The sequence below is a fragment of the Limnohabitans sp. genome, assembly GCF_046052825.1.
In the GTDB taxonomy this organism is placed as follows: Bacteria; Pseudomonadota; Gammaproteobacteria; order Burkholderiales; family Burkholderiaceae_C; genus Limnohabitans.
Genome location: NZ_JAVLFP010000049.1, coordinates 25,680 through 39,060, shown reverse-complemented (window position 1 = coordinate 39,060; position 13,381 = coordinate 25,680). Strand labels below are relative to the sequence as shown.

Sequence of the window (13,381 nt, the reverse complement as noted above, 5' to 3'; positions counted from 1 at the left end):
ATTGTGCCGGGCGCTCACTCACACCCGCGCCCTCACCCCCAACGCAAGCCACCCCTCATGCCCCAGCGTGCTCAACACCTCGATGTTGCGCTCAAAGATGAGCGACGCATCTGGGTAGGCCTCCACCGCCTTGTCGATGCTCGACTCGCGCAACAAGTGCAGCGTGGGGTACGGCGAGCGGTTGGTGAAGTTCTCCATGTCGTCCACGTCCGTGCCGCCAAATTGGTAGTGCGGGTGAAAGTCGGCCACTTGCAGCACGCCGTCTAACTCAAGCTCGCAAAGCACCTCATCGCAATCACCCAAGAAGTCGTTGAAGTCCAAAAAGTCAGGCAAGGCATGGGGTGCAATCAGCAAGGTGGTGTCGAGTTGTTCCGGGTCTGCCTCAGCCAGGTGTTGCAATTCTTCGCGCAACATGGCCAACAAGTCGACAGACTCGGCAGAGGTGCACACGCGGTAACGCACCCTGTCTTTCACCACCACGGCTTTGGCAAATGGGCACAGATTCAAACCCACCACGGCTTGCATCAACCAAGTTTGGGTGTCTTCAATGGCAGTCCGCTCGATGTCGGTCATGGCAGGCCTTGTCCCCCATGTGGGGCTGGCACACGCAGCGCACGGTCAATGGCCAAGGCCAAGCCCATGCCCACCAAGCAACAACTGCCTGTGACCGCCCAGGTCCATTGCCAGCCGCCCATGCTGGCCGCGACCCAAGCCACCACAGGCGGGCCAAAGAACTGCCCGGTGGCCGACCACTGCTGCATCCAACCCACGGTGGTGGAGAGTGTGTCTGGGCTGGGCGCCAAGCGCATGGAGAGCGCAAACAAGGTGCCAGGGATCAAACCGCCCACCGCCGACAGCAGGATGACCGACACATAACGCCCGGCCATCGGCAAGCCCAAACCCTGCCACTCGCCAAACGCACCCACGGCCCCCAGGGCCATGGCGCCAAAGCCAATGAACAACAGCCAGCGGCTTTGCCAGCCGCGCTGAAGCAAACGACCCGAGGCCAAGTTGCCCGTCATATTGGCCAGCGCCACGCCTGCGGTGAGCAAACCCGACACCCCCTTGTCCACGCCCAGACCTGCGTACATGGTGGGCAAGAAACCAATCACCGACAACCACTGTGCGGCATAAACACCAAAGGTGAGCGACAACAACCAAGGCCCGCGTGAACGCAGGGTTTGGCTCAAACGTCGCGGCCAGCCCACCTTCCCCGATGCCTGCACAGCGGGATAGAGGGCATCTGGCGCCAAGCCCGTCCACACCATCCACCAGGCCAGGGCAGACACGCCGCTCATGAGCCACCACCACACAGGCCAAGTCCACACCGACAAGACCCACGCGCCCACCAGCAACGCAGCGGCCGTGCCGAGTGGCATGTAAGCGCTCCATTGCCCCATGCGGGCGTTGATCTGTGCGGGCGGCACGCAGCGACGAATCAGAGCCGGGCCGGGCATGACGACCCACAAAAAGCCAAAGCCTTCGATGGCACGCAACACCAGCAAGGTTTCGATGCCCGAAGCAAAACCGCCCAAGGCGCTCGAGACCGTGAGCAAGCCCAAACCCACCAAGACGCTGCGCCGCAAACCGATGCTGTCCACACTCAAGCCCACGGCCAAGCCCAGCGTCATGCCCCCCAACTGCACCATGGACAACAAGAACCCCGCTTGCACCAAGCTCAACGACAAAGCAGCTTGCAGCACGGGCAGGGCCGGCGGAATTTTGCCCACATGCAACGCCGCGCACACGGCTGCGAGCACCACCACCCAAGCCGGATGAATCAAAGAACGGGATGTTGTCATGCGGTCAATCGTGCGTGTTCGCGGGTGGCAAAACGGTCGGTCATGCCAGAAAGGTAATCTGCCACGGCACGTGCCACATCTGAGCGCTGGGCGTAGGCGGCAGGCATTTCGTGGGGCTTGGCGAGGTAAGCGTCAAACAACTCACGCACCACCTCGCGCGCCCAGTCGGTGGTTTGCATCACCTGAGGGTGTCGGTACAGGTTGCGAAACAAAAACGCTTTGAGTGTTTTGGACTGCTCTCGCATCTCTTGGCTGAACTGCACCAGGGGCGGACAGGCTCTGGCTGCATCAGCGCTTTCAGGCGCATGTTGCGCCAGCGCCGCTTGGGTGGCAGCCACGACGTCGTAGACCTGGTCGCTCAGCATGCGGCGGATGGTTTCGTACAGCACACGTCGGCCTTGCAGTTGGGGGTACTCGGACAAGGTCTGTTCACAGTAACGGGCAAACAAGGGCACCTCTTGGAGTTGCGCCATGCTCAACAACCCAGAGCGCACGCCGTCGTCGATGTCGTGCGCGTTGTAGGCAATCTCGTCGGCCAGGTTGCACAACTGCGCTTCCAAGCTGGGTTGTGTGCCGTTCAAAAAACGAGCCGCCACACCGCCGGGCTCTTGTGCCTCGATCAACTCGGCGTTGCGCCGGGCGCAGTGCTTCAAGATGCCCTCGCGGGTTTCAAAGCTCAGGTTCAAACCATTGAAGGCGGGGTAGCGCTCTTCCAGTTCGTCCACCACACGCAGGCTTTGCAGGTTGTGTTCGAAGCCGCCAAAAGGTGCCATGCAAGCGTTGAGCGCGTCTTGCCCGGCGTGGCCAAACGGGGTGTGGCCCAGGTCGTGGGCCAAGGCCACCGCCTCGACCAAGTCTTCGTTCAAGCACAGCGCACGGGCGATGGAGCGGCCCAACTGCGCCACCTCCAGCGAGTGCGTCATGCGGGTGCGAAACAAATCGCCTTCGTGGTTCAAAAACACCTGGGTCTTGTAGACCAAACGGCGAAACGCGGTGGAGTGGACGATGCGGTCGCGGTCGCGCTGGTGCGGGTTGCGCACATTGGGGGCCATCAAGTGCGCTTCAACTTCCGTGTGGCGACGCCCACGTGACTGGGCTGCGTCGCAAGCAAACACCGCCAGGCTGAGGTGCTTCATCCTTGACAACACGCGGTGATGACCTCGACCACCAACGCATCGGGGGCACCGCGCACCACGGCGCTGCCGGGCTGGTGGATGAGCACAAAACGGATGTCGCCGGCCTCGGCTTTTTTGTCCACCCGCATGTGGTGCAGGTAAACGTCGGTGCCCAACTGCGGGCCCACCGTGGGCAAGCCCGCACGCGCCAACAAGGCGGTGAAGCGGCTGACAAACGCGGCATCGACCAGCCCCAGGCGGTGCGACAAATGCGCCGCCATCACCATGCCACAGCCCACGGCCTCGCCGTGCAACCAGACGCCAAAGCCCAAGCCTGCTTCGATGGCATGGCCAAATGTGTGGCCAAAGTTGAGGATGGCGCGCAGGCCCGACTCGCGTTCGTCCTGCCCCACCACCCAGGCCTTGATTTCGCAGCTGCGCTGCACCGCATGGGCCAAGGCTTGGGGGTCGCGTGCCATCAGGGCATCGAGGTGGGCATCGATCCAGTCAAGAAACGCCATGTCGGCAATCGGTCCGTACTTGATGATCTCGGCCAAGCCCGCGCTCATCTCGCGCGCGGGCAAGGTTTGCAGGGTGTCCAAATCACACACCACACGCTGGGGTTGGTAGAAGGCCCCAATCATGTTCTTGCCCAGCGGGTGGTTGATGGCGGTTTTGCCGCCGACCGACGAGTCCACCTGCGCCAGCAAGGTGGTGGGCACTTGCACAAAGGGCACGCCGCGCATGTAGCAGGCGGCCGCAAACCCCGTCATGTCGCCCACCACACCACCGCCCAAGGCAAACAGCACGGTTTTGCGGTCACAGCCTTGGGCCAGCAACAGGTCAAAAATTTGGTTCAGCGTGGACCAGTCTTTGTGACTTTCGCCATCGGGCAGCACCACGGTGTGGATGTGCGGGTACTGGCCCGCCAAAGCCGCTTGCAAGCGCGCCACATAGAGCGGCCCCACCGTGTTGTTGGTGACGATCACAGCGCTGCTGGCTTTGGGTAAATCAGCCCAGGTGCTGGGGGCATCCAACAGTTGGGTGCCAATCAAGATGGGGTAGCTGCGCTCGCCCAGATCGATGGACACAGATACGGCAGAGGCGGGAGAGGCAGACATGGCAAGCGCCTTTAAATTTCAAACAACAGAGGAAGATGGCGGAAGTGCCGTGAGGGCATCGAGCTGACCTGCCAGCTCCAGTTGCGACACGATCATGTTGACCAACGAGGCCACGGTGGGTCGCCCGGTTTCAATCACGTAATGCGCGGCTTCGCGGTACAGCGGGTCGCGGATGGCAAACAATTCGCGCAAGCGCCCAAGTGGATCGGCCACTTGCAGCAGCGGGCGGTTTTGGTCGTGGCGCAAGCGGCGAAACACTTCTTCGGGGGTGGATCGCAAATAAAACACCTGGCCGCGTTGGCGCAGACGCTCGCGGTTTTCAGGGCGCAACACCGACCCGCCCCCGGTGGAGAGCACGCCGCGTGGGCGCTGGCTCAAACCATCGAGCACGTCAGCCTCTACGTCGCGAAAGCGGTCTTCCCCTTCGCGCTCGAAAAAATCGCGAATGGAACAGCCTAGGCGCTGCTCAATCGCATGATCCGAATCAACAAAGGGGATAGAGAGCCGTCGGGCGAGTTGTCGCCCCACGGTAGATTTGCCAGACCCCGGCAGACCAACCAAAACCAACAAGGTGTGCTTTCTTAACGTGCGGATGCACTTTGGTCGAGCATTTTAGGGGTTATGAACACCAGCAACTCTTGCTTGGAGGTGCTGCGGCGGCGGTTTTTGAACAGATAACCCAACACTGGCAAATCGCCAAAGAACGGCACCTTGTACTCGTCGTCTTGCTCGGTGCTTTCAAAAATGCCGCCAATCATCACGGTGCCGCCGTTGTCCACCCGAACTTGGGTGGTGACATGCTTGGTGTCAATCGCAAACCCTGCGGTGGTCGATTGGCCCACGCTGTCTTTGTGCACATCCAAGTCCAACACGATGCCGCCCTCCGGGGTGATTTGCGGCGTGACTTCCAGCTTGAGGTTGGCCTTGCGAAAAGCAATCGACGTTGCCCCGCTGGCGGCTGCCACCTGGTAAGGCAATTCGGTGCCTTGCTCGATGATGGCTTTGGTTTGGTCTGCGGTAACCACGCGCGGGCTCGACACCACCTTGCCTTTGCCATCGGACTCCAAGGCAGACAGCTCCAAATTCAAAAACTGGTTTTTCGATGCGTTGAAGATCGACACCGCAAAGCTGGCCGAATCAAAGCCATTGATGGCAGCGGCTGGCAAGTTGACAAACTGTCCGGTGGTGGTGAGGGCTTTGTCAGCGATGTTGAAGTTGGTCGCTTGCAAGGCGGTGGGGTTGGCGTTGGCCAAGGTCGTGGCGGCGGTGGGGCCCACCACGGTTTGTGCACCGGTTTGCCCCACACCCCCCAAACGCACGCCCAAGGCGCGACCAAAGGTGTCGGTGGCTTGCACAATGCGCGCCTCGATCATCACCTGCCGCAGTGGCACGTCGATTTTGGTGATCATCTCGGCCACCTGGTCCAAGCGCGAGGGGATGTCGGTAACGAACAGTTGGTTGGTGCGGGGCTCCGCCATGGCGCTGCCTCGCACGCTCAAGATGCGCGTAGCGATGCTGGCCGCGCCGCCAAAGGAGGCCGGGCTCAAGGCCGCTTGGCTGGGTGACGGATTGGCAAAACTGCTGGCGCCGGTGTTGCCGCCCCAACCCGCAAAAGACGACCCAATGGGCGCAGCCCCTGAGCCCTGAATCTGCGCCACCACATCGACCGCTTTGGCGTAATTGAGCACAAAACTGCGGGTCTGCACCGGCTCTAGGTTTTGCAAGGCCAGGCGGCTTTCAAATTCCAGTTTGTCGCGCGCGGCCACCTCGGCACGGGGCGCCACCCAGATGACGTTGCCTTGACGGCGCTGGCTCAAGCCTTTGGCCTGGGTGATGATGTCCAGCACCTGGTCCCAAGGCACGTGCTGCAAGCGCAGGGTCAAGGAGCCTGTGACGCTGTCGGAAGTGACGATGTTGAGCCCGGTGAAGTCGGCCACGATTTGCAAAGCCGTGCGCACCTCGATGGTCTGAAAATTCAGCGACATGGCTTGGCCGCTGTAGACAGGCGACGTGTCTTGGGCCTGGGCTTGGCCACAGACCCAGAGCGTTGCGCTCAGCCCCAGCAGCGCCACTAGCCGGCGAGGACACGCGAATGAACGCACACTGAAACTCATGGTCTGGTCTCCGTCCAAGGCAAACTCACCCGGCGGGTTTGCCACGTTCCGTTGGCGTCACGCACCAACTCACGCACCTGCAATTGCGCAAGGTCCACCGCCTCGACCCGCCCAAAGTCTTGTCCCAGGTAGGCGCCGACCGACACCGTGTACACCTGCGACAGCGCAGACTGGCTGGGGTCCATCACGCGCACCAGCGCCAGGCTGCGTCCCGCTTGGGTGAGGTGCCCGATGTAGCGCAAATGCGCCAGAGGAAAAGCCTCCAGCGCTTGGCGTGGGCGCTTCAACTCCAGCGCCATCCAAGGCGCAAAACTCGGGTGCTGTTGCGCCTGCTGGCGCTGGGTGGCGGCCCAAGCGGTGGCGTCAGCCAACGCGGCCTCGCTGGAAGGAGCCAGCCCATCTGGCTGCGGAGCCGATGCAGGCTCTGCTTGCAAAGCCACCCGTTGCGGCACAGCCACCGACACTTGAACGTCCACCGACCCATCGGGACGGGCCACGAGATCCAGCATATGGAGCTGGGCACTGGGCATTTGCTGAGGCCAACCCGACACCCAACTCGACCAATTGGCCCATGTGCCTTGCGCTTTGAAACTCACGGGAAGCTGCTGCAACTCGGCGCTGTCTGTGCGCAGCACACGCACAGGTTTGCCCATCGTCAGCCCTGTGATGTGCAAGCCTTGTTGATGCGCGCCCTCCGTCATGCGGCCCATCCCAGGCAAGGCCTGCAACGCAGCGCCCGCAGACAAGGTGCGCCTCAGATCCGCATTGGTGGCCTCAAGTCCGGCCAAGTTGCGCTGGTCGATCCCTTGTTGCTCCCACTGCGCTTGCACCTCCAGCCAGGTTTGCAGGCTGGCCATTCCCCAGGGCATGACAAAGGCCACCCCCAGCAGCAGCGCGACAGCCCATGAGGCTTTGCGGTGCGCAAAGGCCCAAGCCACCACTTGACGCCATGCACCCGCAAGGGCCGCCAGGTGGTCTGGCATCAGCGCACGCCTTTCAACTCAGCATCGATTCGAAATTGCCACACCCATCCGCCGCCGGCGGAGGCAGAGCGCACAAACTGCAATTGGTGTACCTCCGGTGCGCGTTGCCAGACGGGCAGTGCCGCCAGTTGTGTCGTCCATTGCTGCACCTGGGTGGCGCTCAGCGCTTCGCCTTGCACCACCCAACGGGCTTGGTCTTGGCGCAAATGAGAGACCCAAAGCTTGTGACTGGCTTGGCGCAACGCGTCATGCCACTGCACGGTGTGCTGCTGCTGAAGGTGTTGCGCGTTCAACCACTCACCCTGCGCCTTTGCGCGTTGCAAGGCCGCGCGGAGTTCTTGCTGCGCGCTCTGAGCGGCAGCCAAGCGCTCTCGCACCCGAGGTCCGACCAGCAACTGCTGTTGATGCGCGTGGACCATGGCCTCAAGCCATGCGACACCCCCCAATGTCAACACAGCGCCCAGCGCAACCACGCCACCTAAGTGTTGCATCCATGCACGCTGTCGACGTTGACGCGCCCAACGGCGGTGGGGCAAAAAGTTCAGGCCAGTCTCTGCCCAGGCGGCCAAGCACAAGCCGCATGCCACTGCGGCCGGGCCGGGCAACGCAGAGAGAAAAGCGTGTGACGGATGGATTTGTGCGCGCAACACGCGCTCGGAGGCGTCTGTGCGTGGCTCCACCACCCAAGCCCTCAAGCCCGCTGCTTTGGCCAATTCTTTCAAGCGCAGCACGGGTTCTTGCGCCAAAAAACCCAGGTCGTAGGTCACCTGTGCCGCAGACGGGTTGGGCGCAGCAGCAGCCACTGCGTTGTAGGTCCAGCACACCTGGGCTGGGTCGGTGGCGTGGGTGATTTCCAACTCGGCTGCCAACTGAAACGCCAAGTCACGGGACGACAACTGTGCTGACATGGCCACCTGCTGGCGTGTGAGCCACGCGTCGTCCACCGACAAACACAAGCCATGGGGCGTCAGCCCCTGCTCAAGAAGCAAAGTTTTGAGCCATTGGCCCAAGGACACGGGGTCGAGCACCAGGGCGCCTTGCACCAAGCCGTCGGGCAAGGTCAGGGCTTGGGCAAAACTGACCGCCTGCGCTTGCTCCGCGCTGCCGGCCAAAACCACCAGCCAGGCAGCGTCCGCCCCCAGGTCCAAACCCGCCACAACTTGACCGGATGGACGGCGTGGCAAGCGCCACGGGAACAGGGACATGCGGCCTCCTCTGGTTGTTGAAAAGTCGCGAAATTTTGAAGACCAATACGATGGGGTTGCAGGCGCCTGACTCAGAGATTTTGTGATCACAGCATGGTTTTTATAATTTCATTCACTTATGGCCCACAAGCACCCCCCCGAAAGTTCGAAAGAACAAGCCGCTGCACCCGCAGCGTCCCGCTCACTGGCTGGCCAGTTGCTGCTGTGGGCCTTCGGCATTGCCGCGGCTGGCATGCTGGTGGTGGCCCTGTTGGTGGGGTTGGCCCTGGCCATGGCCTACCCACAGTTGCCTGATGTGAGCGACCTGTCGGACTACCGCCCCAAACTGTCGATGCGCGTGTACTCGGTCGAAGGCACACAGATTGGCGAGTTTGGCGAAGAGCGACGCAACCTGACCCCTTTCAAAGACATTCCCAAGGTCATGAAAGACGCGGTGCTGGCCATCGAGGATGCGCGCTTTTACCAACACGGCGGGGTGGACTACATCGGCTTGCTGCGTGCGAGCTTGGCCAACTTGGGACGGGCCAAAAGCCAAGGGGCCTCGACCATCACCATGCAGGTGGCACGCAATGTGTATCTGTCGTCGGAAAAAACCTTCACCCGCAAAATTTACGAAATTCTGCTCACCACCAAGCTGGAGCACATGCTCAGCAAAGACCAGATTTTTGAGATCTACCTGAACCAAATTTATTTGGGCAACCGTGCCTATGGCTTTGCGGCGGCCTCTGAGGCGTACTTTGGCAAGCCTTTGAAAAACATCAGCATCGCCGAAGCGGCCATGCTGGCCGGTTTGCCCAAAGCTCCGTCGGCCTACAACCCGATCGCCAACCCCAAGCGGGCACGCTCGCGTCAGCTCTACATCATTGAGCGCATGGAAGAGAACGGCTTCATCAGCAAAGCCGAAGCCGTTGCCGCCAAGCAAGAAGAGTTGAAGATTCGCACCGCTGCCAGCAGCCTCAACACCCACGCCGAGTACGTGGCCGAGATGGCACGCCAGCTGATGTTTGCGCAATACGGCCCCGAGATTTACACCCGTGGCCTGAATGTGTACACCACCATCCGCGCCAGCGACCAACAGGCGGCTTACTTTGCGCTGCGTCGCGGCATCATGGACTACGAACGCCGCCAGCACTACCGGGGACCTGAGAAGTTCATCACCTTGCCCAGCACCCCCGCAGAACAAGAAGACGCGATCGACGACGCCTTGATTGAGCAAGGCGACAAGGGCGACTTGTTGGCCGCCGTGGTGCTGGAAGCCAGTCCCAAGAAAGTCAGGGCTGTGCGCCAAAACAGCGAAGTGCTGGAGATCACGGGCGAAGGCCTGCAACCCGTGCAGTCGGGCTTGTCTGACAAAGCGCCGCCCAACATCCGCTTGCGCCCAGGCGCTTTGATCCGTGTGACCAAGACCGCCAAAGGGGCGTGGGAAATCACCCAACTGCCCGAGGTCGAAGGCGCATTTGTGTCGGTGGACCCCCGCGATGGGGCCATCCACGCGCTGGTGGGCGGCTTTGACTTTGACAAGAACAAGTTCAACCACGTGACCCAAGCCTGGCGGCAACCGGGGTCCAGCTTCAAGCCTTTTATTTATTCGGCAGCGTTGGAAAAAGGCTTCACACCGGCAACCGTGGTGAACGATGCCCCGCTGTTTTTTGACGCCAGCGTGACTGGCGGCCAACCCTGGGAACCCAAAAACTACGACGGCACATTTGAGGGCCCCATGACGCTGCGCAAGGGTTTGGCCAAATCCAAAAACATGATCTCGATTCGCCTGCTGCAAGCCGTGGGCGCACAAAACGCGCAGCAATGGATCACCCACTTTGGCTTTGAAGCCGACAAGCACCCCCCTTACCTGACCATGGCGCTTGGCGCGGGCTCGGTGACGCCCATGCAAATGGCCACGGGCTATTCGGTGTTTGCCAATGGCGGCTACCGCGTCAACCCCTACCTGATCAGCAAGGTCACCGACCAAACGGGCAAGGTGCTGTCCGAGTTCACCCCCCCAGAGCTGGACGAGTCGGTGCGAGGCATCGATGCACGCAACGCGTTTGTGATGACCAGCTTGTTGCAAGAGGTCACCCGCTCCGGCACCGCGGCACGCGCCCAAGCCACCTTGAAGCGCCCCGACGTTTACGGCAAGACAGGCACCACCAACGACTCGATGGACGCCTGGTTTGCAGGCTTTCAACCCACCCTCACGGCGGTGACCTGGATTGGCTACGACACGCCACGCAAACTGGGTGACCGTGAAACCGGCGGTGGCCTGAGCTTGCCCGTGTGGATCAGCTACATGCAGCACGCCCTGCAAAACGTGCCCATCACCGAGCCCGCACCACCTGCAGGCCTCACCCACGAAGGCGGTGAATGGTTTTACAGCGAATACAGCCGAGGCGGCGGCGTGAGCAGTTTGGGACTTGAGAGCAAATCAGCGCCCAGTGAGTTGCCAGCCAACGACGAGAAAAAACGCATCCTCGATTTGTTCAAAAACTGAGTGTTTTGCGCGAGGTTGGGTTGGAAGTGCAGCGTCGGCTCAAGCCGTGAAAGCAAGCGCCAAGCCCGACTGGGTGCTGGCGTCTTGCGTCAAGCGCTGAAAAAACTCACCCTGCCCTTTGGTGTCTGCCCAGTGCTGACCATCCCAGCGGAAGTGATAGCCGCCCGACCTGGCCGCCAACCACACCTCGTGCAACGGTTTTTGCAAGTTGATGATGATTTGGCTGCGGTTGGCAAAGACCAGGGTGATCATGCCGCCGGTGCGCTGGTTGTCGATGTCGGCATCGCTCTCGTCGTTGATGCGGTCACACGCCAGCTCCACCGCACGCAGGAGTTGTTCAGCGTGGTCCAAGAATTCAAGATCGGTCATTACAATTTGCGCCATGGGTATTGAGCAAAAGATTCTAGTCAGGGCCAGTGCCCTTGGTGGTCGTGTGGCCGCCTGTGCCTGTGTCATGGCGTTGCTGGTGGCATGCGGGCAAAAGGGGCCTTTGCAGTTGCCCAACGACCCCGAGTTTCAACAACGTGCCACCCTGCCCGACATCGTGCGTCGCCAGTTGCCCGGTGGCGCAACGTCCAGCGCCCCATCCCCCACACCTGCCGCCTCGGCACCGGTCAGCCCCGCACCGTCGGGCCGCTGATTTTTTGTCCTCTTTCACGAGCTGTTCGATGTCACACCCCACGCTTGCCGGTGCCCCCTTCGTGGCCACCCAACACAACGCCCTCTACCTTGAAGGCGTGAAACTGGCCGACCTGGCTGCGCAGCACGGCACGCCTTTGTTTGTGTACTCCAAAGCCGCCATGTTGAGCGCACTGGCCGCTTACCAACGCGGCTTTGCCGGACGCAAGGCACGCATTTGCTACGCCATGAAAGCCAACTCGTCCTTGGGCGTGCTGCAAGTGTTTGCACAAGCCGGATGTGGTTTTGACATCGTCTCAGGCGGCGAACTGGAACGCGTCATCGCCGCCGGTGGCGACCCGGCCCAAGTGATTTTTTCAGGTGTGGGCAAAACCCGCGCCGAAATGCGCCAAGCCCTGCAAGCGGGCATCGCCTGCTTCAATGTCGAGAGCGATGCCGAGCTGGAAGTGTTGAGCGAAGTGGCGCATGCCATGGGCCTGCGCGCCCCGGTGAGCATTCGCGTCAACCCCAACGTCGACGCCAAGACCCACCCCTACATTTCCACCGGCCTCAAAGGCAACAAATTTGGCGTGGCCCACGAACAAGCCCTGCAGACCTACCAGCGCGCGGCGGCCCTGCCCGGCTTGAACGTGGTGGGCATTGACTGCCACATTGGCTCGCAAATCACCGAGGCCACGCCTTACCTCGATGCGATGGACCGCGTGCTCGATTTGGTGGATGCGATCGAAGCCGCCGGCATCCCGATCCACCACATCGACTTTGGCGGTGGATTGGGCATCGACTACAACGGCGACACCCCACCCGCAGCCGATGCGCTGTGGGCGCAACTGCTGGCCAAACTGGATGCACGGGGCTACGGCCAGCGCCAACTGATGATCGAACCGGGTCGCTCACTGGTGGGCAATGCCGGCGTGTGCCTGACCGAAGTGCTCTACCTCAAACCCGGTGAGCAAAAAAACTTTTGCATCGTCGACGCCGCCATGAACGACTTGCCCCGCCCCGCCATGTACGAGGCCTTCCACCAAATCGTGCCCCTTGCACCACGCATCGGCGACAGCGTGTGCTACGACGTGGTCGGCCCGATTTGCGAGAGCGGCGACTGGCTCGGTCGCGACCGCCAGCTGGTGGTGCAGGCAGGCGATGTGCTGGCCGTGCTGTCCACCGGTGCTTACTGCATGGCCATGGCCAGCAACTACAACACCCGTGGACGTGCGGCGGAGGTGTTGGTGGACGGCACCCAGGCCCATGTGATTCGCCGCCGCGAGTCAACTGCCGAGCAAATGGCTTTGGAGTCGCTGGTCAACGCTTGATCACCCAAGCCCTCACACGCCACAACAACAAGCCGCCCAAGATCAAGCCATACACCCACACCTCGGCAAAGTTGTGCTTGCCCGCACGCATCCAATAAAAGTGCAACACCGCAAGGGCGGCCACCAGATACACCGCCTTGTGCAGGGTTTGCCAACGCTTGGCACCCAAGCGACGAATGGCCGCATTGAACGACGTGGCAGCCAAGGGTGTGAGCAGCACAAAGGCTGAAAACCCCATCCAAATGAATGGCCGCTTGGCAATGTCTTGGGCGATATCGCCCCATTCGAAACCCATGTCGAGCCAGCTGTAACACAGCAGGTGCAGCACCACGTAGCCATACACCGTGAGCCCCAGCATGCGGCGAAAACGCGCCAGCTCGGGCCACCCCAGACCCACGCGCAAGGGGGTCACGGCCAGTGTCAAGCACAAGGCACGCAAGGTCCAGTCGCCCGTGGCGCGGATGAGGTACTCCGCGGGGTTGGCCCCTAGGGCATCGTTGAATGCACCCCACAGCAACCATGCCAAGGGCAGCAGCAACAAGACCCACAGCAGCGGCTTGGCAGCCGCGTGACGCAAGGCGGTGCGCACGGTCAGGGTCACGGT

Annotated in this window: 12 protein-coding genes and 1 pseudogene; 3 read left to right on the top strand and 10 right to left on the bottom strand. The window is 61.6% G+C overall.

The features are described 5' to 3' along the window. Positions 1-18 precede the first annotated feature (18 nt). The 8 genes and pseudogenes from ACKWJN_RS07795 to ACKWJN_RS07760 all read right to left on the bottom strand — a co-directional run bounded on the left by ACKWJN_RS07795 (position 19) and on the right by ACKWJN_RS07760 (position 8,340). Positions 19-573, bottom strand: a complete 555-nt coding sequence (locus tag ACKWJN_RS07795) for a DUF1415 domain-containing protein (RefSeq protein ID WP_408595774.1) — start codon at positions 571-573, stop codon at positions 19-21. Beyond that, positions 570-1,802 carry a CynX/NimT family MFS transporter gene (locus ACKWJN_RS07790; RefSeq protein WP_408595773.1) on the bottom strand — a complete coding sequence of 411 codons (1,233 nt, stop codon included), beginning with the start codon at positions 1,800-1,802 and terminating at the stop codon, positions 570-572. The genes ACKWJN_RS07795 and ACKWJN_RS07790 overlap by 4 nt, the downstream gene beginning before the upstream one ends. Next, on the bottom strand, positions 1,799-2,938 hold the full coding sequence (locus ACKWJN_RS07785; protein ID WP_408595772.1) for a deoxyguanosinetriphosphate triphosphohydrolase: 1,140 nt from the start codon (positions 2,936-2,938) through the stop codon (positions 1,799-1,801). The genes ACKWJN_RS07790 and ACKWJN_RS07785 overlap by 4 nt, the downstream gene beginning before the upstream one ends. Next, positions 2,935-4,038 carry a 3-dehydroquinate synthase gene (gene aroB, locus ACKWJN_RS07780; RefSeq protein WP_408595771.1) on the bottom strand — a complete coding sequence of 368 codons (1,104 nt, stop codon included), beginning with the start codon at positions 4,036-4,038 and terminating at the stop codon, positions 2,935-2,937. The genes ACKWJN_RS07785 and aroB overlap by 4 nt, the downstream gene beginning before the upstream one ends. 18 nt (positions 4,039-4,056) lie before the next feature. Continuing rightward, positions 4,057-4,608, bottom strand: a complete 552-nt coding sequence (locus ACKWJN_RS07775) for a shikimate kinase (RefSeq protein WP_408595770.1) — start codon at positions 4,606-4,608, stop codon at positions 4,057-4,059. A gap of 11 nt (positions 4,609-4,619) precedes the next feature. After that, positions 4,620-6,044 (bottom strand): annotated as a pseudogene (locus ACKWJN_RS07770) (type IV pilus secretin PilQ); the annotation flags it as partial. A 104-nt stretch (positions 6,045-6,148) separates the two neighbouring features. After that, positions 6,149-7,135, bottom strand: coding sequence for a pilus assembly protein PilP (locus tag ACKWJN_RS07765; RefSeq protein ID WP_408595769.1), 987 nt, complete (start codon positions 7,133-7,135; stop codon positions 6,149-6,151). Further along, on the bottom strand, positions 7,135-8,340 hold the full coding sequence (locus tag ACKWJN_RS07760) for a hypothetical protein (protein ID WP_408595768.1): 1,206 nt from the start codon (positions 8,338-8,340) through the stop codon (positions 7,135-7,137). Before ACKWJN_RS07760 ends, ACKWJN_RS07765 begins: the two co-directional genes overlap by 1 nt. 232 nt (positions 8,341-8,572) lie before the next feature. On the opposite strand from ACKWJN_RS07760, the gene ACKWJN_RS07755 reads away from it, so the two are divergent. Then, positions 8,573-10,828: a penicillin-binding protein 1A gene (locus ACKWJN_RS07755; RefSeq protein ID WP_408595910.1), complete on the top strand. Its 2,256-nt coding sequence runs from the start codon at positions 8,573-8,575 to the stop codon at positions 10,826-10,828. Positions 10,829-10,867: 39 nt separating this feature from the next. On the opposite strand, the gene cyaY is transcribed toward ACKWJN_RS07755, so the two are convergent. Further along, a complete protein-coding gene (gene cyaY / locus ACKWJN_RS07750) occupies positions 10,868-11,197 on the bottom strand; it encodes an iron donor protein CyaY (protein WP_408595908.1) in 330 nt (109 codons plus the stop codon). Positions 11,198-11,210: 13 nt separating this feature from the next. On the opposite strand from cyaY, the gene lptM reads away from it, so the two are divergent. Beyond that, positions 11,211-11,468 carry an LPS translocon maturation chaperone LptM gene (gene lptM, locus ACKWJN_RS07745; RefSeq protein WP_408595767.1) on the top strand — a complete coding sequence of 86 codons (258 nt, stop codon included), beginning with the start codon at positions 11,211-11,213 and terminating at the stop codon, positions 11,466-11,468. A 28-nt stretch (positions 11,469-11,496) separates the two neighbouring features. Beyond that, positions 11,497-12,777 carry a diaminopimelate decarboxylase gene (gene lysA / locus ACKWJN_RS07740; RefSeq protein ID WP_408595766.1) on the top strand — a complete coding sequence of 427 codons (1,281 nt, stop codon included), beginning with the start codon at positions 11,497-11,499 and terminating at the stop codon, positions 12,775-12,777. Here lysA and ACKWJN_RS07735 read toward each other — a convergent pair. Beyond that, complete coding sequence (locus ACKWJN_RS07735; RefSeq protein ID WP_408595906.1) at positions 12,767-13,366, bottom strand: sulfite oxidase heme-binding subunit YedZ; 600 nt, start codon at positions 13,364-13,366, stop codon at positions 12,767-12,769. The genes lysA and ACKWJN_RS07735 overlap by 11 nt on opposite strands. Positions 13,367-13,381 lie beyond the last annotated feature (15 nt).

Coding starts and splice junctions, on each gene's coding strand:
- lysA (WP_408595766.1), top strand. CDS start 11,497: ATGTCACACCCCACGCTTGCCGGTGCCCCCTTCGTGGCCACCCAACAC.
- lptM (WP_408595767.1), top strand. CDS start 11,211: ATGGGTATTGAGCAAAAGATTCTAGTCAGGGCCAGTGCCCTTGGTGGT.
- ACKWJN_RS07760 (WP_408595768.1), bottom strand. CDS start 8,340: ATGTCCCTGTTCCCGTGGCGCTTGCCACGCCGTCCATCCGGTCAAGTT.
- ACKWJN_RS07785 (WP_408595772.1), bottom strand. CDS start 2,938: ATGAAGCACCTCAGCCTGGCGGTGTTTGCTTGCGACGCAGCCCAGTCA.
- aroB (WP_408595771.1), bottom strand. CDS start 4,038: ATGTCTGCCTCTCCCGCCTCTGCCGTATCTGTGTCCATCGATCTGGGC.
- ACKWJN_RS07790 (WP_408595773.1), bottom strand. CDS start 1,802: ATGACAACATCCCGTTCTTTGATTCATCCGGCTTGGGTGGTGGTGCTC.
- ACKWJN_RS07765 (WP_408595769.1), bottom strand. CDS start 7,135: ATGCCAGACCACCTGGCGGCCCTTGCGGGTGCATGGCGTCAAGTGGTG.
- ACKWJN_RS07755 (WP_408595910.1), top strand. CDS start 8,573: ATGCTGGTGGTGGCCCTGTTGGTGGGGTTGGCCCTGGCCATGGCCTAC.
- ACKWJN_RS07795 (WP_408595774.1), bottom strand. CDS start 573: ATGACCGACATCGAGCGGACTGCCATTGAAGACACCCAAACTTGGTTG.
- cyaY (WP_408595908.1), bottom strand. CDS start 11,197: ATGACCGATCTTGAATTCTTGGACCACGCTGAACAACTCCTGCGTGCG.